Source organism: Acetobacterium paludosum, from assembly GCF_008086595.1.
GTDB classification, from domain to species: Bacteria; Bacillota; Clostridia; order Eubacteriales; family Eubacteriaceae; genus Acetobacterium; species Acetobacterium paludosum.
Map to the genome: position 1 here is coordinate 54,607 of NZ_RXYA01000011.1, position 24,275 is coordinate 78,881.

Below are 24,275 nucleotides of genomic sequence, written 5' to 3' on the forward strand. Positions count from 1 at the left end.
TGAAAAAAATAAATTTAATAATATTTTCGGGATTCGTTCACAAAAAAAACACATTACTGTTGTACAATTGTTACAAATAGTCGAAAGGGTGCGAATTGATGAGAAAAAGAGTTAAAAGGAAAAAACGTAAGAGGATTATCATTGGCCTTGTTCTGATAACCTTGGCGACGATGGGGTTTGCCTGTGTTGGGGTTTTTGCAAATTCATCGGGGATAATGAATAGTTCGATTGCGGCTTTAGGTAATAACGTGTCAGATGAGGATACGCGGGTGGTAAAAGTTCGGGACGGCGGAAAGACAATTGATCAGGCGATGTTGACGCCGATTAAAAAGTATTTTGAAACAACCTTTGAGGCAACCGCTGATTTGAAAACAACCGATATTACCGATTTATTTTCTGATCCATCCAGTGAAAATGCCCAAATTAACCAAAGTGCCCTGAATTATATCATTAATTTAAGACTTAATCAGAGTAATGATTTAAAGATGACAAATTATGAGTGCGGGATAACCATCTCAAAAATAAACAACAACGCCGGAGAGATTGAAGTGGTTGTCACCGAAGATCATACTGTAAATTTTGTTTTCATTCCTGACGTTGATTCGTCAAGCAGCGGAATAAAACACACCTTTTATTTGAAAAAAGTTGGAAATAGTTATGTAATTACTGAGCATTATAAAGATGAAGACAGTTTTACAATGATCCAGGAAGCCGTCGAAGCTGGCACGGGCGATCCGGAAGCAGTAGCTGATCAGCTGCTAAGCGAATCTTTAGCTAATGTGGAGGAATTATCATCGGAAAAGAAAGCTTATAATTCTGGCGCAGCGGAATCTCAGGAAGCTGGTGTGGACAATAAGTATGATGCAGCGGCGGCAGTGAAATATGCGATGGCATGGGTCGATCCGGAAAAAGTGATACGTAATGAGAATAAATACAGTGCATATGACGAATATGGCGGGAATTGCAATAATTATATTTCGCAATGCCTGTTTGCCGGGGGGATACCCATGGACTACATCGGTGATGTTGACACCCAATGGAAATGGTACGGGGAAACGGTTGATTTGGATGAAACAGATTCGGGCCGGAGTCCGGCCTGGACAGGTGTTGAAGAATTTTATACCTATGCCAGTGAAAATACCGGATATGGATTAGCAGCCATTGTTGACGATAACGTCTTTAGCGGATCGGCTGGTGATATTTTACAGTATGGTCAGGACGATGAGTGGCTTCATTCAGTTATCATTACAAAGGTCATTACAGATAGTAATGGAAATATGCTGGATTATCTGATTAATTCGAATACCACGGATCGAATAAATTATCCGGCCAGTGCCTATGGTTATTCAGATCTCCGATTAATCAAAATTGAAGGTTGGAATGAAAATTAATAGTTAATTTAGTAAGGCTAAAATATAAAGGCCGATTATTTATCACGGTATGTTTTTTATGAAACATACAATGATAAATAATCGGCCTTTAATTATGTCGTTTTATAAAATTAATTTATACTTGGGAGCTTACACAGCTGTTTCTTTTTGAAACTGCTTTTGTTCAGCATATAAATAATGAACCAGTTGCTCGGCTGTTCGGCCAGAAGTATTGATATGACGTGCTCCCCAGGCGATGGCTCGAGAATCCAGTTCTTCGGGAGTCATGTTTAATCCCATTGATTGAGCTAAATCATGGACAATGGCCAGGTATTCTTTTTGATTGGGAGTGGAATAGGTTAGAATTAAACCAAATCGACTGCTGAGCGATAGTTTTTCTTCCAGAACTTCCCGGGCGTTGACGGCGTCCTGGCGTTCGCTGAAGCGTTCCTCGACTAAATGACGTCGATTGGAGGTGGCATAAATCCGCACATTGTTGGGATTTTGTTCAAGGGAACCTTCCAGAACGCCCTTGAGTATTTTATAATCCTGGTCTCTTGTTTCAAAGGTGAGATCATCAATAAAAAGGATAAAAGGATAAGGACGATGTTCAAGCTGCTTGAAAAGCTGTGGAATCAGACCCAGCTGATCGCGCTTAATTTCAATCATTCTAAGCCGGGTATTTGAAAAAATATGGAGCAACGCTCGAACGGTTGATGATTTTCCGGTCCCCATGCTTCCCTGCAACAAAACATTAAGTCCCTGATTATAATCAATTAAGGCTTTTGTATTTTGGATAATTTCCTGCTTTTGAAAAGTATTACCGACTAAGTCATCCATCGTTTGCGTACTTTCATTAAAAATGGGAAGAATCTGTCCCTGGCTATTTAGTTTGAAAGAGGAATGATTTAAGAATATTCCAAAACCGTGTTTGTAAATATATTCGCTTAATGTTTTAAGAAATTGTTCAGGATCGTTTTTTCGAATGGCAATGTTGAAAGATGGTTCATTTGCTGATGGCGGGAAAATTGATTTTGAAAAAATATTTTCGGTATGAATATCATTTTCCTTGATTAATGCATCCCAGGAAAAATTTAACATTTGTAATAAAACCGCGACATCTTCAAGCATGCTTTCATAAAAGGGATGGTTCTTTGTTAACAACTGCGATTCGCAAAAAAGAGTGAAAGGGTTTTCGTCATCAAAAAAGTGTCTGAGAATCATGTATTGCCAAAGTGACTCACCAACAGGATGAGTGGGTTTGCTAGGCTTCTTTTCCATCGCACCCTTGATAAGGAGTGAATTTAGTTGGTAGTAAGCATCCCAAAACTCTTGCGAAGGGTTGGAATTAAGATTCTTTTCAGATTCAGTTAATACGTTTAAAAAACTTTTTATAATGGGTGTATCATTAATATTTCTAAAAAAAACTAGCCGCAATGGGCTGGTACTGGTAAAAGGTTCATTCATAATATTATTCATTGGTCACCGTCCTGTTTATATTTTTACAAGAATTATACCATAAATTAAAATGTAATACAAAATTCAACAAAGAACTTGTAAAATTTAAGTCGACATGGTATCATTCTTGTAAAGAAATTGTAACAAGGAGAAATGACATGGGGAAAACTCAGAATATTTTTAAAAAAATTAGCAAGCTTTTAAAGAAGTACCGATATAATCAGGCGACGCAAAAAGTAGAACGAGATGAATTTCGAGATGAATTTTTAGAGACAAATCATGTCAATCACAAAATAAATATGAACAGTAAAAAGAAGAAGACCTTTAGAATGAGAGGCTCAGCGGTTGTAGCCAGTGTTTTTTTAATGTTGGCAGGTGCAGGAGTTGTTGATGCACAAACCCGAGCTTATGAAATTTTATATAATGGTAACAGCATTGGTTATGTTGACAGTCCGGCGGTTTTAGAAACGGCACTCAACAGTATTGGTGAAGCTAACAGTGGCAATAGCGATGTAAATCTTGGTGATTATGAAATACGGGTAGCCCGATTTGTTGATTGTATGACAACCGAAGAAATTGCACAGGCAATTGCGGGAACAAAAACGAATAAGACTGTGCAGGTTGCTCAATCGGTAAATTACAATCAAACACCAGTTAATCAGGCGGCTGAAACTCCGGTAGCTGAAACTCCGGTCGTGGAAAATCCGACCGTGGAAGCACCAACCGTGGAAACACCAGCCGTGGCAACTCCGACCGTGGTAGTAGCCCCGACAGCTGAAACAGCGACAGTGGCAGTTGCGGCAGCCGAAACCCCAGCAGTGGTAGCACCGGCAACAGAAACCCCGACCGTGGAAAGAAAGTCGGCTGAAATTTCAGTAGCAGAAGTTACCCCGGCAGAAGAAACTCCGGTAGCGGAAACACCAGCCGTGCAGACGCCAGCCGTGGAATCTCCAGTAGTGGAAACCCCAGCAATACAGACCCCGGCAGTAGAAACGCCAGCCGTGGAATCTCCAGTAGTGGAAACCCCGGCAGTGGAGACCCCGACAGTGGAAACGCCGGCAGTGGAGACCCCAGCCGTGGAAACGCCAGCAGTCGTAACGCCGCAAGCACAATTTGTTCTTCCGGCCAGTGGTCGGGTGGGCGAAATTTTCAGAGATTATGACAGCGGATACTATAGCAATCATAGTAATGGCGCAGCGGTTGATATATTAAATAGTGAAGGAACTTCCGTTCACGCAGCCGCATCCGGGACAGTTACTTTTGCCGGTTGGTATGGCGGATACGGAAATTGTGTCATGATCGATCATGACAATGGTTATTCAACCCTTTATGGACACTTTAGCGCTTTGAATGTTGCTGCAGGTCAGACCGTCGCTCAGGGACAAATCATTGGCAGTATGGGATCGACAGGATCATCGACAGCCAATCATGTTCACTTTGAAATCCTACTCAATAATGTTGCTCAGCCAATCAATAACTTTTTCAATATCAGTACCGGAGATAACGTATGACAAAGTGATATATTAATATAGACATACCGACCAATTGTTAATCAGTTGTATGCGCACAATTCGTACAGGCTATGCCTGTACGAATTGTGGCACACAACATGATGTAGCAATTGTCGGTATTATATTTAGTGAATCTAATTTATAAAAAAAGATGTCTTTAAAATGGCATCTTTTTTTTTGTAAATAAAACGTTGATTATCTTTCTAAAATATGTTATTATGTAACAAATATGTAACGATTAACAACATGAGGTAAAGATATGAATGATATTGTAAAGACAGAACGTGAAAAACGAAGAAAAAAACGGCTTCGCAAAAAACGACAAAGTACCATTGTGACGATAACACTTTTGGTTATAATAGCATCAGTTGGGGTCGTAAATGCGCAGACACAAGGTTATCAAGTATTTTATCATGGCGAAAGTCTTGGTTATGTACAAACAGCCAGTGTCTTTGAATCGGCAGTGGACCATATTCAGAATAGCTTGGGTGAGTCCTATAACAACAAGAATATCCTTCTTGGCGATGGCTTTAAGCTTGTTCCGGCGAGACTGGATAATCCCATGGATTTTGATGCCTGGGTCCAGGTCTTGAGTAATAAAGGTATTGAGCTTTATGTAAAAGGAACAGTGATTGAGTTTAATGGTCAGGAAGTCGGTACAATGACATCTTCAGATGAAGCTCAGCGTGTGATTGAAACTTTTCAGAGTTTATACACGGTTGACTCAAGCAAAAACGGATTTAATTGTATTGAAAAAACAGTGCTGCTTTCTGAAACAAAAGATTTCGCAACCATACTGAAAAGTATAAAAGCATTAAAAAAATAAATATAAAACCAGAGAAGCACGCTTTGCGTGTTTCTCTGGTTTTAAGGAGAAAGCGGTAATGAGTACGCAAACAGAAAAAGCCATGGATTTGGCGGTTAACTACTTGTCATATAAATCCCGGACCTGCTTTGAAATGGTGACCTATCTTAAGAAAAAAAATATTGAGGATGCTGTAATCGCGCATGTCATGGGAAAACTCCGGGAGTATCGTTATGTGGATGATGAAATTTATCTTAAAAATTATGTGGAAAACAATCGTCAACTGACTTATTATGGCACCAAGCGAATATATCAGGATCTTAGAAAACGCGGCATCAGTGATGAGTTATTGCTCACCTTAGCGGATCTTTATCCAGAAGATACCGAGTATCGATGCTGTTTGCTGGTGGCGACGAAAAATCTGAAGCTTTTAAAAGGAAAAACAGTTTTAGAAAAGCGAAAAAAAATATACGATAAACTGGCCCGGATGGGATATCCGATGGATATGACAATTGATGTGATTAAAGAACTGGATTTAGAAGAAGAACCGATCGCATTATCGGAAGCTGAAATTGAATTTGAAGAAAAAAAAATCCGGGAAAAATTAAATTGCGATTATGAAAAATATGAGCGACAACATAAAAAAAAGGGCTTCCTCGGTAGAGATTTGGAAAATCGGATCATTAAGAGTTTGATGGGTCGAAAATATCCCTATGAAATGATAAGAGCAAAACTGGATCAGATGAAAGAAGACTAACCAATAAAGGCCAACATTTATCAGAATGATAATGTTGGCCTTTATTGTGGAAATTTATCACGTTTCCGGGACTTCTGTTTTTATAGTCCTAATCGTTTGATCAGATAGGGGAGCGCTCTTTCAAAGCAAACACCGTATCGCTTTTCCTGGTTGAGTGCGACGGTCTTGATGATACATTCTCGCGTATAATCAACGGCGATTTGGAGCGAATCCTTTAGGCTGAAATCATTTAAGATGCCGGCTAACAGGGTACTGCCAAAAATGTCACCGGTGCCGTGAAAATTATCGTGGATACGTTCGTTAAAAGCGTAGTCAAAGGTATTGGCTTCCGAGTCATAGGCAACAGCCCCAAGTTTTGTATCCGCAAAGGAAATGCCGGTTAAAACCACTTTTTTCGAACCCAGCTGAGAAAGACTGACCAATAAATTTTCGACGTAGGATTGATTGTAGCCTTCACCAATATATGGTTCCTCCAAAAGAAAAGCCGCCTCGGTGAGGTTTGGAACAATGATGTCGGCCTTGGCGCAAAGCCGGGTCATCCCGTGTGCCATTTCTTTGGAGTAGATGGAATACAGTTCACCATTGTCGCCCATCACCGGGTCGACCAGAGTGAGGGTGCTGTCAGTTTGAAAGGTGTCAAAAAGGCTGCCAACCAAATCAATTTGCTCATAGGATCCTAAGAATCCGCTGTATAACGCATCAAATTCCAAATTGAGAGATTCCCAGTGATTGGCAATCGGGGTGATATCGGCAGTTAAATCGCGGTAGGTGAAATGCTCGAAACCGCCGGTATGGGTTGATAAAACAGCTGTTGGCAAAATACTGGTGTCAAATCCAGCTGCTGATATAATCGGCAGGGCAACCGTCAGGGAGCATCTCCCGACACATGAAATATCATGAATGGCGGCGACTCGTTTTTGTTTTTCTATCATTAAATTCTCCTTGCTATGAATTATCTTCTTGATTTTCAAATACTCTTATTATAAGATAAAGGTGAACCCATTAAAAGAATCAGTTTTACACAATATGTTAGGATCAAACAAGGAGAGCCGATGATTACGATACCGTTTAAAAATGAAGGACAGTTCCTTTATGAGGAAATATATGAATTCCTGAAAAATGAAATTATTCTGGGCAATTTAAAAAACAGTGAGAAATTACCGTCCAAACGGAATATGGCCAGTCATCTGGCAGTGAGTGTTAATACGGTTGATGCGGCTTATGGCCAATTAGTAGCTGAAGGTTATGTGGAGGCTGTTCCTAAAAAAGGATATTACGTCTGTGAAATTGATACTTATCTGCAGAATGAAAAAAGAGCCGTCTCGAAAAATAAAGTTGAGACTGAAAAAAATGAGATCGATGGTATCGATTTTTCTCCGAATATGATTGATCAACGGATTTTTCCATATGATGCGTTTAGAAAAATATTTAAAGCAACTTTTAATGAATATGATCTGAATTTATTGAACAAACCGGATATTCAGGGAGAACCTGAATTAAGAAAAGCTTTGGTAAATTTATTGTACCGTTCCAGAGGGGTGGTTTGTACGGCAGACCAGATCGTTATCGGTTCTGGTACCGACCATCTGCTGCAAACCCTGGATCTGCTTTGGGGAAACAGTAAAGAAATTATTCTGGAAAATCCGGTCTATCTTAAAGCCTATAATATTTTTGAAAAAATGGGAAATAAAGTCATCTCAGTGGATATTGACAAAAAGGGGATTCGCATCGAGCCGTTAAAGAATCATAAAAATGTAGCCATTTACGTGACACCGTCGCATCAATTCCCGTTGGGAATCAGTATGCCGATTGATCGTCGAATCAAACTACTCAATTTTGCAAATAAAGAAGAGCAGATCTATATTATCGAAGATGATTACGACAGCGAATTTCGTTATAATGAAAAACCATTACCGTCATTGCAAAGTATCGACAAGAATGGGAAAGTCATTTATATCGGTACTTTTTCAAAATCAATTGCACCTTCGATGAGAATCAGTTACATGGTTTTGCCGGATTCGCTACTAAAGACGTATTTGGAAATTGCCGATCAAATCAGTTCTCCGGTTTCAAGTCTTGAACAAAGGATGATTGCGGCCTTTATTTCAGGCGGCTTTTTCGAAAAACATGTCAATAAAATGCGTAAGGTGTATAAGGAAAAACGCATTACCCTGATGGATGCGCTGGGCCAATTGGGTGATCAGGTTAAGATCACCGGAGAAAATGCCGGGCATCATCTGCTGATCCAATTAAACAAGGGGTTAAGTGAGAAAGAAATGTGTGAACGCGCCCTGGCTTTGGGCGTCAAGGTCTATCCGGTGTCACCCTATTTTATTCATGGGGTTTCAAAGAAATTTGAAAGCATGGTTTTATTGGGCTACGGCTCGTTAACGGCAGAGCAGATTTATGAGGGCATCAATTTGTTAAAAAAAGCATGGGAATTGTAATAATATGTTATAATAATTAATTGCATAGAATTGTGAGAATATGAGATTAAAAATAAAGAAACAAGAGGTAAGAATGAATAAAAAACCAGAACTGCTTGCACCTGCCGGAACCATGGATGCCATTATTGCTGCTGTAAACGGCGGAGCAGATGCGGTGTATTTTGGTGGAAAAGCCTTTAATGCTCGTCGTAATGCCGAAAACATGACGGAAGATGAAATCAGAACGGCCGTGGCGCTTTGTCATTACCGTGGGGTAAAGGTGTATGTCACACTTAATATATTAATAAAAAACAGCGAATTTGAGGCGCTTATCAAGACCCTTAATTTTTTGAAAAATCTCCATGTCGACGGGCTGATTGTCCAGGATATGGGAGTGATTTATTTAATCAAACATTATTTTCCGGAGTTTAAACTGCAAACCAGCACCCAGGCCTCGGTTTATGGGCTGGAAGGCGTGTTGTTTTTTCAGGAACAGGGTTTTTCCCGCGTCGTACTGCCCCGAGAAATGCCATTAACTCAAGTGGCTGAAATTAAAAAAAAGGCGCAGATCGAATTAAAAATATTCTGTCACGGCGCCCTGTGCTACGCTTATTCGGGACAATGTTTAATGAGCAGTATGATCGGAGGACGAAGCGGCAATCGGGGACTTTGTGCCCAGCCCTGCCGGAAAACCTATCAGCTTTTCGATGAACAAGACAGGCTAATCAATGAGGGCTATTTATTAAGCCCGAAGGATTTAAAAACCCTGGAGGAGATGGAGGCGATTGTCGCCGCTGGTGTGGATGCGCTAAAAATTGAAGGCCGGATGAAAACTCCGGAGTATGTTTATGGGATTACCCGGGCTTATCGGGAGCGGATTAATGAGGTCTTTGGTGAGAAACCCGAAAAAACCATCAATGACCAGGCGGTTATGCAGGTTTTTAACCGGGATTTTACCCGCGGTCATTTGTTCAATGAAGCGGATATCTTGAATCCTCAGGTTGGTAAAAATAGAGGCGTTTTGATTGGCCGGGTCATGGCCATGCCAAAATCACAAAACAGCAGAAATTACGGGGCTTATCCTCATTTAGCGCTCAGTTTGAATCAGGATGCCGAGCTTTCGCTGGGGGATGGCTTATCTTTTGGCGAAGACGGTAAAATCGGGACGAAGGTGGATGGAATTTTCACTTTGGATGGCAGTCGGCTGGAAAAGGGCCACGGTGGAGAAACCATTGCCATTCCCTGTCGCTACGGGGTTTCGCCGGGAACCTTACTGTACAAGAATTTTGATAAGGGCTTAATGGATCAGCTGCATCAATGGGGTTCGGTGCCGGTGAATTTGCCGGAGGCGGTTGTGGATTTCAAGCTGACGATAAAGGCGGAGCTGCCAGTGAAAATCGTTGCCGCATCCCAGGGGATTGAGGTATCTTATACGGCGGATTTTGAGCCGGAAATACCGCTGCGAAAGCCGTTGGATGAAGCCCTCATCAGCGAACAGATTTCACGCCTTGGCGCAACGGATTTTGCACTGGGAACAATCGTAATTGATATGGATACAAATCTGTTTTTATCTCGAAGTCAGCTGAATTTGCTCCGAAAAGAAGTTATTGGAAAGCTGGCGGCTAAAATCACAGCGGCGTCTGAAACGAGTGCCGACGACTTGATTACGATCGTTCCGCTGGAAAAAGAACTGCATGGCAATCAAAAATCGCTTGATAATGAAACCGGCAGGAAGCGAATTTCGCTGGAATTCAGAGAAATGCCGTCACGCGAGTGGCTGTCGCAACTGACCAATCTTGGTGTTGCTGAGGTGGTAATGCCATTGCTGGGAGAAGGCGCTACTGAAATGGCGGCTTTTTCAAAAGAATGTGGCTTAAACGTTTTGCTGAAAACACCCAAAATAATGGATGATGCCGGCTCGCAAAAAGTGCGGCGATTATCGAATCAGGATATTAAACATGACGGGTTTCTGATTGGAAATTATGAAGCCCTGCAACTGCTGAAAAATCGGTCCGATTATTTGGAAGCGGATCAGTCATTTAACCTGTTTAATACCCTGGCGGCACGGGCATTAAAAGAATGGCAGGTCAAGGGCGGGGTTTTGTCTCCGGAACTGGATGAAATACAATTAAAGGAAATTTCAGAGTATTCGGATCTTGCCATGGTGTTGCCGGTTTATGGCACGCAGGAGTTGATGGTGAGCAAAAAATGCCTGTTCAACTGTGCCAACTGTCCGGAGAAAACCAAAGGAACAACCGGCCTTTGTCAGATGGAAATGACTGGAAATCTCGAGGATGAGCGCGGCGGATATTTCCCGGTAAAACGCGATAATCAGGGGCTTATTCACATCTATAACCGGGATACACTGTTCTTACGAGAAGAAATTCTGGATTTGCGGGGGGTGGATACCTGGCGGATTTACCACCGCAACGAAGCACTGGAAACTATGAAAACCATCATCAATTATTACCGCCGGGATATTTATGAAAAGCATTGGGGTCTTCCGGAAGGGTTAAGTACCGCAGGGACGACCCGAGGAAGTTTTAAACGAGGAGTGAAATAAGGACATGGATCAAAGAAGTCTTAAAGTCTTAGAATATCATAAAATTTTAAAAAGTCTGATGGAAAATTGTGTGACCCAGGGGGGGAAAGAGCAAGTTGAGGAGTTACGGCCCCTGGAAACCTTACCCGCGGTGAATCGCGGCCTTGATTTAACCAATGAAAGCCTGGGCATGATTCTGCGAAATGGGAGACCGCCGTTAGCGGATGTGCCAAACACCAGTGATTATGTCAAACGCGCGGTCATTGGCTCGATGCTTTCGATGAAGGAACTTCTTTCCATTGCCACCTTGCTGCACATTGCCAGGGATATGGACGATTACTATCATGGCGATACCCAAATGGACAGCCTGATTTTATTGAAAGAGCTTTTTGAGTCCCTGGAAACCTGTGAAGAACTGGAAAAAGAAATCAACCGAAAAATATTAGGCCCCGAGGAAATGGCCGACACGGCTTCCCGAGAACTCGCCCGAATCCGTCGGGAAATGCAGTTTAAAAACAATCGGATCAGTGAAAAGCTTAACCATATGGTGAGCTCAACGGCCTATGAAAAAATTCTTCAGGAAAAAATTGTCACCATTCGGAACAATCGTTACGTGATTCCGGTCAAGCAAGAATACCGCAGCCAGGTTCCGGGGATTGTTTTGGATAAATCGGCCAGCGGCGCCACTTTGTATATTGAGCCGATGGCGGTAGTGGAACTGAATAATGATATCAAAATTCTGGTGGCAGAAGAGGAACAGGAAATCATCCGAATCCTCAAAGATCTGACCCAAAAGGTTGCCGACAGCCGTGATAACATTATCGGTAATTATGATGTGCTGGTGGATCTGGACTTTCAATTTGCCAAAGGGAAATACGGCTTGGCGGTTAATGGCGTCAGGGCCGCGGTGACCGAGACCGGACCGATTGAACTGTTGCGGGCAAAACATCCGCTGATTCCCGAGGATCAGGTGGTGGCATCGGATATATATTTTGACGAGTCAATCAATACCATGGTGATTACCGGACCGAACACCGGGGGGAAAACCGTTTCCTTAAAAACCATCGGGCTTTTGAATCTGATGGTACAGTCGGGACTTTTTATTCCGGTTCGGGAAGGCAGTAAAACCAGAATTTTCAAAGATATTTTCGCAGATATTGGCGATGAACAGAGTATTGAGCAGAGCTTGAGTACCTTTTCCTCCCATATGACAAATATTGTCGAAATCATGAGTAAAGCGGATCAAAACAGCCTGGTTCTTTTTGATGAATTGGGAGCCGGAACCGATCCGACGGAAGGGGCAGCCCTGGCAATATCGATTCTTAATACGTTGCATCTTCGTGGCGTGACCAGTATCTCAACGACGCATTACAGCGAACTCAAGGAGTTTGCCCTGGTGACACCGGGGGTGGTTAATGCCAGTGTGGAATTTGATGTCAGGACCTTGAGGCCAACCTATCGTCTGCTGATCGGGGTTCCGGGGAAATCCAACGCGTTTGAAATTGCCAGGCGGTTGGGGCTGGGTGATGACATTATCAAACATTCACGGGAACTCATTAAAAACGAAGCCATTCGTTTTGAAGAAACCCTGATAAAAATTGATGAAAAGCGCCGCCGAACCGAAGTGGAACACGATGCCATGATTCGTTTGAAACGAGAAACCGAAGAATTGAAACGTCAAATGGATCGGGAAATGGAACGCTTCGAGGAAGAGAAAAAGGCCTTGGTTTTAAAGGCTCAGGAAGAAGCCCTGGAGATTGTTCGAAAGACCCGCGAGGAAACGGAAGAAATTTATCGGGAAATCCGAACGATTCAGGAAACAACAATCAATACGGTTAAAGACAATAAAGAGCTTGAAGCCATTCGTAAACGCATCAAGGAAAAAGAAAAAAACATTTATCAATTTGGAAATATTCCGAAAGATTATCAGGGTCAGGCGCTGCGCATGGAAGACTTAAGCATGGGTATGAAGGTCTTTGTTATCAGCCTCCGTCGCGAAGGGGAGATTATCAATCTTTTACCCAATGAAAACAAGGCCATGGTTCAGTCGGACATGATTAAGCTCAAGGTTGATGTTAAAGACCTGACGCCTTCAACCGCGCTTGCCAAACCCGAAGAAAAAATGGTTACATACAAAAAAGTCGATCGTCATGTGATGAATACAAAACTGGATCTGCGAGGAAAAAATGGTGAGGAATCGCTATTCCTGGTTGAAAAAATGATCGGGGATGCGATGCTGTCGGGAAACAAGCAGATCGTGATTGTTCACGGCAAGGGAACCGGGCGGCTGCGCCAGATCATCCATGAATACCTCAAAGGGAATCCCTTGATCGAAGACTTCCGTTTGGGCGCCATGAATGAAGGCGGCTCCGGGGTCACGATCGTTAATCTCTAGCAAAAGATTGACATTGGATACCGCCCATAATACAATTAATAGGAAAATTTTTACGGAAGCACAATTATATTTTTTGGAGGAGTCATGATATTATCGGATAGAACCATTTATGAATATTTAGAAAAAGGGGAGCTGGTTATTGATCCGTTGGAAAAGGGTCAGGTTCAGCCGGCATCAGTGGACATTCGTTTAGGAAGCAGTTATCTGAAGCTGGATGAAAATCATTTTGAGACCATGACTTTAACGGATGAAATTAAATATGTTTCAATGGAAGCCGATGAGATCATCATCCCGTCCAACTCATTTCTATTGGCAACGACAATGGAATACATAAAACTCCCCTGTAATCTGACGGCCTTTGTAGAAGGGCGAAGCTCTGTTGGCCGGATGGGATTATTCATCCAAAATGCCGGTTGGGTTGATCCGGGCTTTGAAGGCGAAATCACGCTTGAACTTTACAATGCCAACCGGCTGCCCATTAAATTGGAAAAAGGCCGACGGATTTGTCAATTGGTATTTGCCCAAATGGATGCGGTGGCATTAAATCCGTATCACGGAAAATATCAGAAACAGCGTTCGGCGGTGGGCAGTCGCATCTTCATGGATGATGAATGCTAGCTGCTATCGTCAAAATGCAGGCCTTGGTGAATGAAGGGACAGGATTATGAAAGAAATATATTTAGATAATGCAGCAACAACCAGGGTTCATCCCCAGGTGGCGGAAAAGATGATGGATACGATGTTAAATAATTACGGGAATCCTTCATCGCTTCATCGGCTGGGAATCCGGGCAGAACAGGCGGTCAAAGAAGTTCGCGAACTTGTTGCTGCCACAATCAACTGTCAATCTCAGGATATTTATTTTACTTCTGGCGGTACCGAAGGAAATAACATGATTATCAAGGGCATTGTCGAGAATAAACAGCGCAGTCGGATGCGGATCATTACTTCAGCCACTGAACACCCCTCGGTATTGGATGTTTTTTCATTTTATGAAGAGCATCAGATTGAAGTGGTTGTTTTAGGGGTGGATGAACAGGGGCATATCGACTTGGACGAACTAAAAGCCACGATGAATGCCAGTACGATTTTAGTCAGCATTATGGGCGTGAACAATGAACTGGGCACCATCCAGGATCTCAAAGCGATTGGGAGGATTGTCAAGCAGGCAAATCCCAATTGTGTCTTTCATTCGGATTTCGTCCAGGGATATATGAAAATTCCCATTGATGTGGAGGCCTGTCAGCTGGATGCCCTGACCATGTGCAGCCATAAGATATTTGGCCCCAAAGGGGCGGGTGCGGTCTATATAAAAAAGGGCATCAATTTAAAACCGCTGCTTCGCGGTGGCGGTCAGGAAAACAATATGCGTTCCGGAACCGAAAATGTTCCCGGAATTGTTGGCTTTGGAGAGGCGATTCGGCTTCGAAAAGAGTCGTATCTGGATGAGTTGGAGGCTATTCGCGAGCTTCGCAGCCGCCTCATCAGGGGACTCGAAGATCAGGTCGAGGATATTAAAGTCAACGGCGATCCTAACGGCAGTCCGTATGTGCTAAATGTATCGTTTAACCGGGTTCGCGGTGAAGTGCTGTTGCATAGTCTGGAAGCAAAAGGTATTTATGTTTCTACCGGCTCGGCCTGTTCGTCTCATAAAAAAGAAAAACAATATGTGCTCAAAGCCATCGGGCTTTTAGAAGAATATAAAGAAGGAACCATTCGCATCAGTTTTTCAAAAGATATCACAAAAGAAGATGCCGATGAAACAGTGAGGGCCATTGCTGAAGCAGTGGCGAGCTTGCGGCTTTTGATAAAAGCGAGACGAAAAAATAAATCACAGGAGAAAAATTAATGGAACATGTTATTCTGGTTCGATATGGCGAAATTGCCTTAAAAGGACTGAATCGTAATTATTTTATAGAATTATTGGCAAAAAATATCCGCAACACGCTTTGGTGTGTGCCTTCGGCAAAGGTGAAAAAAATTCAGGGGCGAATTATCGTCAATGTGGAAGAAGAAGATCTTAAACTGGGTATGGAACGGATTCAAAAAGTATTCGGCATCGTCTCCGTCAGCCCGGCGATTGTGATTGACAGCGACATGAAAGTGATTGAGGAAAATGCCATTGAGCAGGTCCGATCAGCTGAAGGAATCAAAACCTTTAAAATCACCGCTAAACGCGGCGATAAAACCTTTCCGATTAAATCACCGGATTTGAATTATCGTCTGGGAGAAACGGTTCTTGACGCCGTCGAAGGCATTTCGGTCGACATCCATGACCCAGATTTGAATCTCTGGGTCGAAGTCCGAGAAAAAACCTATATGTATCATGAATTTCTTAAGTGCAACGGCGGCCTGCCGGTTGGTTGCAGCGGCAAAGGCGCGTTGTTATTATCCGGCGGAATCGACAGTCCGGTGGCCGGTTATATGATGGCCAAACGGGGCGTCGAGGTGATTGCGGTTTATTTCCACAGTTTTCCGTTTACCAGTGACCGGGCCAAACAAAAAGTAATCGATTTGGCTAAGATCATGAGTCAGTATTGCGGCCGGATTAAATTATATGTGGTGCCCTTTACCGAGGTCCAAACCAAAATTGTGGAGCTGTGCCCGGACCGCCAGACGACGATTATTATCCGCCGGTACATGATGCGCATCGCCGAAATGATCGCTGCAAAAGAAGGGGCCAAAGCCCTGATCACCGGAGAAAGTTTGGGACAGGTGGCAAGCCAGACCATGGAAGGGCTTGGCGCCACGAATGCCGTAGCCAATCTTCCGGTTTTCAGACCGCTGATTGGTTTTGATAAATCGGATATTGTTAAAATTGCTCAAGAAATCGGTACTTTTGAAACCTCGATTTTGCCTTATGAGGATTGCTGCACGATATTTGTCCCCAAGCATCCGGAAACAAAGCCAAAGATTTCCGAAATGATTCGTTCTGAGGAAGCCATCGCTGAAATGATGGTGGATATGATGGCCACGGCGGTGGAAAACTCCGAAATTGTTAAACTGTAAAATAGTTATATGCTAAGAGTTTATTAGATATAGTCCCACAAGTATAGGAGAGGCGATCCTTAAGCATAACAGTGTAGGGGCTTAAGCATTATACAGTGTAGGGGCTTAAGCGTTACAGTGTAGGGGCGATTCCCAATCGCCCGAAGATATTTGCTTTAAAACTTACGTTCCGGGCGATCATGGATCGCCCCTACGAGCCCAAATTAACGTTAGTATCTTAAAAACAGTCTTAACCAGGCAATGATTGCCTGGTTTTTGTGTTATAATGAAGCATTCTATTGATTAAGGAAAAAGTGATGACTGATAATAAAAATAATGGCATTCGCCAAAGTTATATGAATGAACTCAATGATCTAATTGGCTATGAAATGGAAAACCAGGTGCTTCTGGATGACTATGTACTTGAAATCATGAGGCGTTTAACCCTGACAATCAAACGGGAAATATTGATTGCCACTAATGAAAAAAACCGTATTCAGTGGGTCAATGTCGGTGATGCGGCAACGGTTAGCATTGGCAATGAAGACATGGAGTACCATATAAAATCGCTGAATAAATACCGCGTGATTCATACCCATCCCGGCGGAAATCCGCGGTTATCCGCTGAGGATTTTTCAGCGGCAAAGAAACAGAGTCTCCAGTGCATTGTCGCAATTGGCGTAGATGAAGTGGTACCGCTTGGCTTTAGTATCGGGGTGCCGGTTATTGAGGAAGAGACCATGATGTATCGACAGGGACTCTTAAAAAGTCTTAAAGAACTCAAAGCCTTTCCCTTGGAGCATTATATTCTGCAAGCCAATCGGTTTATCAAAAATGATCCGAACAATCGCTTTGATGTAGAGGATGATGAAGAAAGAGCGCTTTTGATTGGGTTGGATCTGCCGGGAAATAAAGGCGTTGACCTTAAAGATTCCATGGAAGAGCTGGTTCAATTGGTTAAAACAGCGGGTGGCGTGGTGGTTGAACAGGTGTGTCAGGCAAGGAGTCAGATTGATTCCACATTTTATGTGGGCAAAGGAAAACTTCAGGAGTTGATTAAAGTTATCCAAAACAATGATATTAATTTGATTGTCGCCAATGACGAGCTTAATTCCAAGCAAATTGCCAATATTGAAGCGGCTACCGGAACGAAAACGGTCGATCGAACGACGATTATTTTGGATATCTTTGCCCGGCATGCCACCACCCGGGAAGGAAAACTGCAAGTTGAACTGGCACAGCAAAAGTATCGAATGAGTCATCTTAAAGGTTTGGGGATTGTCATGTCCCGGACCGGTGCCGGCATCGGAACCCGGGGTCCCGGTGAAAAAAAATTAGAGACGGATCGTCGCCATATCCGGAAACAGATTGATGAACTGGAAGCGAGAAATGAACGGATTAATAAAAGCAATCAGCTGAATGCCCTGCAGCGCAAAAAAAATAAGGTGAAAACGGTGAGTCTGATCGGCTATACCAACTCTGGTAAAAGCACGTTGTTCAACCGCTTAACCCAAAGTGAAGCGATAACCAGGGATGGCTTATTTATCACCCTGGATTCAACCCTTCGCAAGGTGGATCCGGAATACGGTGATTATCTGGTTTCGGATACGGTTGGCTTTATTGAAAAGCTGCCCCATGATTTAATTACCGCGTTTAAAACCACGTTAAAGGAAGTTGAAACGGCTGATTTGCTTCTTCATGTGGTGGATGTCTCCAATCATAATTATGAGGCGCAAATTCAGGTGGTTGATCAGGTGCTGACTGATATTGGCGTGGGTCATAAAAAAGTAATGATGATTTACAATAAGATCGACAAGCTTTCGCTGGCGGAACAGGAAACCTTTTTGTTGAAAAATCAGGCCGCTAAGGAGGAACTGAAACTCTATATTTCAGCTAAACAGGGTCTGGGGATTGATGCTTTGTTTGAAGCCGTCAGTACCGTTTTAATCGGTGAGAAACGTGAAATGAAGCTGCTGATTCCCTACGATGACAATAAGTCCATGGCTCTTCTTCATGAAATGAAGGTGGTGTTGGATATTGATTATCAGGGAGAAGGTAATTTGGTGACCATTGAAATGACGGATGGATTTCCCATCCATCTTTTTGAGAAGTACAAGGTTTCAGAGGTGTAGGCTTTGGAGGATTACAAAACCGTATTAATTTCAGATGAGACCGAAATAGAAATAAAAAAGTCCCGTTTTATCAATATGGTGTTTCATATTGAAAATGAAGAAGCGGTGGAAGCGACGCTAACGCAAATAAGAAAGAAGCATTACAAGGCCACGCATGTCTGTTGGGCCTATGTCCTTAACACCAACCCGAAGCGCCAGAAGTCCAGTGATGATGGGGAACCGCCCGGAACGGCGGGAAAACCGATTTTAGACATCATCAACCATCGGGAACTAAAGGATGTTTTAGTGGTGGTGGTCCGCTATTTCGGCGGCATCAAACTGGGCGGCGGTGGGCTGATTCGTGCTTATGGGGGTGGTGCCGGCGATGTGATAAACCATTGCAGCATTATCAAGAAACAGTATTCAGATCAGTTGCGGATTGTGATTCATTACCCGGCCTATGGCAGTTTAAGCAATGGCCTGTTGGAAAAAGGAATCATGCCGGCCAGTGAGGACTTTGGCGAAGAGGTGACCCTGGGTTTTCATATTGCCGTTGCTGAAACAAAGGAATTTCTGGCCCGGGTTGAGGATCAGACCAATGGAAATGTTCAGGTAATCATGGGGGAGCCAGCCTATGTGGATGTACCGGAGATCGTTATATAAATAACAATTGGTGCAACCTCTTTACAATAAATGCAACTTTATGTATAATAAGTAACTAGAATGATAAAAAGTCCTAAATTTGTATGGATACAATAATGTATTTTAATTTAAGACACCGAAGAGAAAATATCGAAGGGTTACTTTCGGTATTTTTTCTTTTTCCTAAAAATGAAGATCTGCTGTGATGAATGGAAATATGGTGGAATAAATAAGAAATATCGGTGACTTATTAAAGGTTTGTTGGTTATAATGTCAACGCTGTTATAATCGACAATTGAGATAGAGAGGAAACAACCTATGGCAAAAAACAACCGCGCGGCATTTTTGTTTAAACTGATTTTTCTGGTTTATTTGGGATGCTTATTGATGATGACCTTGTTACCGGATACCAGTAACATTACATATGAAACAACTTATAATCTCATTCCGTTTACGAGTATCGATAATTTCTTTTTTGACATAATGAAGAACGGGATTATCAACTGGGTATTCCTGGCCACCAAGCCGACGGATTTTCAGGATATTATTATGTATACTTTTACCGATTCCTTTAAAAATTTGATGGGAAATATTTTACTGTTTGTTCCTTTTGGCTTATTATATCCATTAGCCAGGAAAAAGAAAGTAAAGTTTTTCGAAGCTTTTGTGCTGATTTTAGGCACCACCTGTGCGATTGAAGTCCTGCAATATTTATTTCTGACCAGTCGTCGGGCGGATATCGATGATGTGATTCTTAATTTGATTGGTGGTTTGATTGGTTATGGAATTTACAAATGGATTGAATAGAGATGCAGTCCGTTAGGAGGAAGAATGGCTAAGAAAAAAAGTATTTTTGTTTGTCAGAACTGCGGTTATGATTCCCCAAAATGGATGGGAAAATGTCCGGAATGCAACCAATGGAATACCATGGTTGAGGAGCTTGATCTTTCAAAGCTGGCCGGGAAGGAAAACACCAGAGAACGGGGCGTGTATTCCAAACCCAAATCTTTAGCGGAAATCACTTATTCGGGAGATACCCGGTATCCCACGCAAAATGAGGAATTCGATCGGGTTCTCGGCGGCGGTATTGTTCCGGGGGGGATGATTCTGCTGGGCGGAGATCCGGGAATCGGAAAATCCACGTTGCTTTTGCAAACAACCGAAGCCCTGGGAAATCAGGGCTATAAGATTTTGTATATTTCAGGAGAAGAGTCGGAACAACAATTAAAAATGCGCGGAGAACGGATGAATGTGAAATCGGAGAATATCTTTTTCCTTTCTGAAATTAACATTCCCTATCTCTTGACTATTATTCTGGAAGAGCGGCCGGACATTGTCATTATCGATTCCATTCAGACCATGTACAGTCCAGATATTTCTTCGGCCCCCGGCAGTGTCAGCCAGATCCGGGAAAACACCGGTGCGCTGATGCAGCTGGCGAAGAAGGATAATATTTCCATGATTCTGGTGGGTCATGTCACCAAGGAGGGGAACATTGCCGGCCCTCGGGTTTTAGAACATATGGTGGATACGGTGCTTTATTTTGAGGGTGAGAAATACCACACCTATCGGATCCTCCGGGGCGAGAAAAACCGCTTTGGTTCCACCAATGAGATCGGTATTTTTGAAATGACTGAAAGCGGCCTTCAGCCGGTGGCGAACCCTTCAGAAATGATGCTGGACAGCCGCCCCGAGAACACCTGCGGCTCAGTGGTCGTGCCTTGTATGGAGGGCAGTCGGCCCTTACTCATTGAGCTTCAGGGACTCATCTCCCCCTGTGGATTTGGAAATCCCCGCCGGATGTCTACGGGAATGGACTGCAACCGCATGGTTTTACTGATGGCGATTATGGAAAAGCGTCTGGGTATTCAGATGCAGTCTGTGGATGCCTACATCAACGTCGTTGGCGGTATAAAAATTGATGAGCCGGCCCTGGATCTCGGCGTCATAGCGGTTCTTTATTCCAGTTTGAGAAATTTTCAAATACCGGCTGATTTAATGATTCTCGGCGAGGTCGGCCTGACCGGTGAGGTTAGAAACATTCAGAACATGGAGAAGCGGTTGATTGAGGGAAAAAAGCTGGGTTTTAAGCGATGTATTATTCCCAAGGGAAATCAAAAGGGCTTGAATTTCCATGAGATGGAAATTTTCCCGGTGGATAATATCCGATCGGCGCTGGATAGCTTGCTTTAAAAGAGACGCGGCACGGTCTATCAGTTGCCAACAAAAATTTATCCTTTGATTTCAAGCGGTAATCGTGTATAATGGAATTGTCCCAAAGTGATCGTCACATACTTTATTTTTGAACCTACATCATTTTAGAGGGAGTCTGATTGTTCGCTATCAGATGTCGGGCCGCATAATATCAGCGGAAGGCAGAAGCTAGAGACAAGACACCCACCTGGCCACGGCTAGGGCGTCAAAAATAGAGGACGTCACAATGGGACAAGCACCTAAGGGTGCTTTTTTTGGTTGAATTATTTTTTTGTTTTGGTACAATAGATGGGATATGCATAATTGGTATGAGATAAAAACAAGAATTTGAAGGAGAGCGGATGTACGAATATATAATGGGAAGCTTAGAGGAACAGGCGCTGGATTATGTGGTCATTGATTTGAATCACATGGGATATAAAATAAAAGTATCCGCCAATACACAAAATGAGCTGCCATGTCTGCATTCGGAGGTGAAGCTGTTTCTTCATCAGGTTATTAAAGAGGATGAAATGGCTCTTTATGGTTTTGCAACAACGGATGAACGGGAAATATTCCGGACCATGATTGGCATTTCCGGCATTGGGCCGAAGGCAGCAATCGGACTTTTATCCCAGTTCAGCAGTAATGAGCTGATCAGCCATATTATCAATAATGATCCTAAAGCGATTTCAAAAGCGCCGGGAATTGGTTTAAAAACGGCCAATCGGATTATTTTGGAGCTGAAGGATCGCTATAAGGATTTTGCGGGAGTGGATTTTAAAGCCGTCAATCCTCGTGAAATAAACGATACCGCAACCCAGGCGATAAATGGACTGGTGGGATTGGGGTATAGTGTTTCTGAAGCTTCGGAAATGGTGTCAAGGGCTTATGTTCCGGATTGCGGGCTTGAAGATTTAATAAAGAGTGCGCTCCGGTCCACTAATCCGTTGAAGGGACGGTAATACATGAAAGAACGTATCATTACCTCTGATTTTATTGAATTAGATGTAGAAATTGAAAAAAATTTAAGACCCCAGGGCATGGACGAATATATCGGCCAGGAACGCGTCAAAAAGCAGATGGGTATTTTCATTAAAGCGGCTCAAAAAAGGAAAGAAAGTCTGGATCATGTGCTGCTTTACGGACCGCCCGGTCTGGGAAAAACAACGCTGGCCAATATTATCGCCCGGGAGATGGGCGTGGGAATTAAAACGACTTCCGGTCCGGCCATTGAAAAGGCCGGGGACTTAGCGGCAATTCTGACCAGTTTAAAGGAAGGTGATATCCTTTTTATTGACGAAATTCATCGGTTGCAACGATCGGTTGAAGAGGTACTGTATCCGGCCATGGAGGATTTTGCGCTGGATATTGTGATTGGAAAAGGGCCGGGGGCCCAATCCATCCGGTTGGAGCTGCCGCCCTTTACCTTAATTGGAGCCACTACCCGGGTAGGGTTGCTGACCTCGCCGCTGCGTGATCGATTTGGCATGATTCAGCGGTTGGAACTTTATAATCCCGTCGAGTTAACGACGATTATCAGGCGTTCAGCCAGAATTCTCGGTATTGAAATGGACGAAGCAGGGGCGGTAGAACTGGCCATTCGGTCTCGGGGAACGCCGCGAATTGCCAATCGTCTGTTGAAAAGGGTCAGAGACTATTGTGAAATAGAAGGCCGGGGTATTATTGATTTACAAACAACGAAGGAAGCCCTCGATCTTTTTGAAGTGGACGCGGTTGGTCTGGATCAGATTGACCGGATCATGCTGATGACGATTGTTGAAAAATTCGACGGCGGCCCGGTCGGGCTTGATACCCTGGCGGCGGCCATTGGCGAAGAAAAAAACACCATTGAGGAAGTATACGAACCCTATTTGATTCAATTGGGCTTTCTTTCAAAGACGCCCAGAGGCCGAGTGGTTACCAGCCGCGGTTATAACCATTTAGGCGTAGAGGTGCTGATGAGTGATTCATCAGAGCTGCAACAGATTAAATTAAAATTTTATGACAGCGAGGAAGAAAACGATGAATAAATCAGATTTCTATTACGATCTGCCAGATGAGCTTATTGCCCAACATCCTTTGGAGAAACGGGATAATTCTCGATTGATGGTGCTTAATCGCCAGAAAAAGACAATTGAAGATCGAAATTTTTTTGATCTTATCGAGTATTTACAACCGGGAGATTTGCTGGTGATGAATAATACCAAGGTTTTGCCGGGAAGGCTTTTTGGGCATCGTGAAGATACCGGCGGCAAGATTGAAATTCTGCTGTTAAGACATCTCGCGGATAAAGACTGGGAAATCATGGTGAAGCCGGGAAAAAGAGCCAAGGTCGGCGCAAGGATTGTTTTTAGTCCCGAACTGACGGGCGAAATTACCGGGACCACCCAGGGCGGCCTGCGGGTGATCACTTTTGAATATTCCGGGATATTTAAAGAGATTATTGACGAGATCGGGTTAATGCCGGTTCCGCCCTATATTCATGAAACCCTAAAGGATAATAATCGTTATCAGACGGTTTATGCCAAGCGTGAAGGTTCTTCAGCGGCGCCCACAGCGGGTCTGCATTTCACCCCGGATCTGCTTCAGAAGATCGAAAAAATGGGCGTTAATATTGCCGAAGTAACGCTTCATGTGGGAATCGGGACCTTTCGTCCGGTAAAATGTGATGTGATTGAAGAACATCATATGCATGAAGAATATTTTGAGGTATCGGAAGAAACCGCCCAGGCTATTAAGCGTACGAAAAAAAATGGCGGACGGATTATTGCGGTGGGGACGACTTCAGTCAGAACCTTGGAAAGCAATGCTCAGCTTCATGAGGGAACAGTGGAAGCCTATGCCGGCGTCACGGATATCTTTATTTATCCCGGCTACGAATGGAAAGTGGTCGATGCCGTCATTACCAATTTTCATCTGCCGGAGTCCACCTTATTGATGCTGGTGTCGGCTTTTTACAATCGCGAAGAGATTATGAAAGCGTATCAGACCGCGATTGATCTGAAATATCGCTTTTTCAGCTTTGGTGATGCCATGTTTATCGAATAAGAAAACAGATTATTAAACATTAGGAG

Annotated in this window: 19 protein-coding genes and 1 other RNA gene; 18 read left to right on the forward strand and 2 right to left on the reverse strand. The window is 43.2% G+C overall.

Annotated features, from left to right (window positions below):
* Nucleotides 1-98 precede the first annotated feature (98 nt).
* Nucleotides 99-1,391 (forward strand): amidase domain-containing protein, encoded by a 1,293-nt coding sequence (locus tag FZC41_RS11725; protein ID WP_148567600.1) that lies wholly within the window; start codon nt 99-101, stop codon nt 1,389-1,391.
* Between the two features lie 129 nt (nt 1,392-1,520).
* Here FZC41_RS11725 and FZC41_RS11730 read toward each other — a convergent pair whose 3' ends face one another.
* Nucleotides 1,521-2,849, reverse strand: coding sequence for an ATP-binding protein (locus FZC41_RS11730; protein WP_148567601.1), 1,329 nt, complete (start codon nt 2,847-2,849; stop codon nt 1,521-1,523).
* 137 nt (nt 2,850-2,986) lie between these two features.
* Here FZC41_RS11730 and FZC41_RS11735 point away from each other — a divergent pair, with 137 nt between their 5' ends.
* From FZC41_RS11735 to FZC41_RS11745, 3 genes are all read left to right on the forward strand, one after another.
* Nucleotides 2,987-4,339, forward strand: coding sequence for a M23 family metallopeptidase (locus FZC41_RS11735; protein ID WP_148567602.1), 1,353 nt, complete (start codon nt 2,987-2,989; stop codon nt 4,337-4,339).
* Between the two features lie 259 nt (nt 4,340-4,598).
* Nucleotides 4,599-5,165: a hypothetical protein gene (locus FZC41_RS11740; RefSeq protein ID WP_148567603.1), complete on the forward strand. Its 567-nt coding sequence runs from the start codon at nt 4,599-4,601 to the stop codon at nt 5,163-5,165.
* Between the two features lie 58 nt (nt 5,166-5,223).
* Complete coding sequence (locus FZC41_RS11745; RefSeq protein ID WP_148567604.1) at nt 5,224-5,901, forward strand: regulatory protein RecX; 678 nt, start codon at nt 5,224-5,226, stop codon at nt 5,899-5,901.
* Between the two features lie 80 nt (nt 5,902-5,981).
* Here FZC41_RS11745 and FZC41_RS11750 read toward each other — a convergent pair whose 3' ends face one another.
* Nucleotides 5,982-6,830: a pyridoxamine kinase gene (locus FZC41_RS11750; protein WP_148567692.1), complete on the reverse strand. Its 849-nt coding sequence runs from the start codon at nt 6,828-6,830 to the stop codon at nt 5,982-5,984.
* A 123-nt stretch (nt 6,831-6,953) separates the two neighbouring features.
* Between FZC41_RS11750 and pdxR the strand changes: the two genes are divergently transcribed.
* From pdxR to queA, 14 genes are all read left to right on the forward strand, one after another.
* Nucleotides 6,954-8,348: a MocR-like pyridoxine biosynthesis transcription factor PdxR gene (gene pdxR / locus FZC41_RS11755; protein ID WP_148567605.1), complete on the forward strand. Its 1,395-nt coding sequence runs from the start codon at nt 6,954-6,956 to the stop codon at nt 8,346-8,348.
* A 73-nt stretch (nt 8,349-8,421) separates the two neighbouring features.
* Complete coding sequence (locus tag FZC41_RS11760; protein ID WP_170253974.1) at nt 8,422-10,890, forward strand: U32 family peptidase; 2,469 nt, start codon at nt 8,422-8,424, stop codon at nt 10,888-10,890.
* A 4-nt stretch (nt 10,891-10,894) separates the two neighbouring features.
* Nucleotides 10,895-13,264 (forward strand): endonuclease MutS2, encoded by a 2,370-nt coding sequence (locus FZC41_RS11765; RefSeq protein WP_148567607.1) that lies wholly within the window; start codon nt 10,895-10,897, stop codon nt 13,262-13,264.
* Nucleotides 13,265-13,348: 84 nt separating this feature from the next.
* Nucleotides 13,349-13,882 carry a dCTP deaminase gene (dcd, locus tag FZC41_RS11770; RefSeq protein ID WP_148567608.1) on the forward strand — a complete coding sequence of 178 codons (534 nt, stop codon included), beginning with the start codon at nt 13,349-13,351 and terminating at the stop codon, nt 13,880-13,882.
* A 46-nt stretch (nt 13,883-13,928) separates the two neighbouring features.
* Nucleotides 13,929-15,113 (forward strand): cysteine desulfurase family protein, encoded by a 1,185-nt coding sequence (locus tag FZC41_RS11775; RefSeq protein ID WP_148567609.1) that lies wholly within the window; start codon nt 13,929-13,931, stop codon nt 15,111-15,113.
* Nucleotides 15,113-16,273 (forward strand): tRNA uracil 4-sulfurtransferase ThiI, encoded by a 1,161-nt coding sequence (thiI, locus tag FZC41_RS11780; protein ID WP_148567610.1) that lies wholly within the window; start codon nt 15,113-15,115, stop codon nt 16,271-16,273. Before FZC41_RS11775 ends, thiI begins: the two co-directional genes overlap by 1 nt.
* Nucleotides 16,274-16,569: 296 nt before the next feature.
* Nucleotides 16,570-18,384 carry a GTPase HflX gene (gene hflX / locus FZC41_RS11785; protein WP_148567611.1) on the forward strand — a complete coding sequence of 605 codons (1,815 nt, stop codon included), beginning with the start codon at nt 16,570-16,572 and terminating at the stop codon, nt 18,382-18,384.
* Nucleotides 18,385-18,387: 3 nt separating this feature from the next.
* Nucleotides 18,388-19,026, forward strand: coding sequence for a YigZ family protein (locus tag FZC41_RS11790; protein WP_148567612.1), 639 nt, complete (start codon nt 18,388-18,390; stop codon nt 19,024-19,026).
* 297 nt (nt 19,027-19,323) lie between these two features.
* A complete protein-coding gene (locus FZC41_RS11795) occupies nt 19,324-19,812 on the forward strand; it encodes a VanZ family protein (RefSeq protein WP_148567613.1) in 489 nt (162 codons plus the stop codon).
* Between the two features lie 24 nt (nt 19,813-19,836).
* On the forward strand, nt 19,837-21,198 hold the full coding sequence (radA, locus tag FZC41_RS11800) for a DNA repair protein RadA (protein WP_148567614.1): 1,362 nt from the start codon (nt 19,837-19,839) through the stop codon (nt 21,196-21,198).
* A 76-nt stretch (nt 21,199-21,274) separates the two neighbouring features.
* Nucleotides 21,275-21,456, forward strand: a non-coding RNA gene (gene ssrS, locus FZC41_RS11805) — 6S RNA.
* A 104-nt stretch (nt 21,457-21,560) separates the two neighbouring features.
* Nucleotides 21,561-22,163, forward strand: coding sequence for a Holliday junction branch migration protein RuvA (ruvA, locus tag FZC41_RS11810; protein ID WP_148567615.1), 603 nt, complete (start codon nt 21,561-21,563; stop codon nt 22,161-22,163).
* 3 nt (nt 22,164-22,166) lie between these two features.
* On the forward strand, nt 22,167-23,231 hold the full coding sequence (ruvB, locus tag FZC41_RS11815; protein ID WP_148567616.1) for a Holliday junction branch migration DNA helicase RuvB: 1,065 nt from the start codon (nt 22,167-22,169) through the stop codon (nt 23,229-23,231).
* Complete coding sequence (queA, locus tag FZC41_RS11820; protein WP_148567617.1) at nt 23,224-24,249, forward strand: tRNA preQ1(34) S-adenosylmethionine ribosyltransferase-isomerase QueA; 1,026 nt, start codon at nt 23,224-23,226, stop codon at nt 24,247-24,249. Before ruvB ends, queA begins: the two co-directional genes overlap by 8 nt.
* Nucleotides 24,250-24,275: the final 26 nt, after the last annotated feature.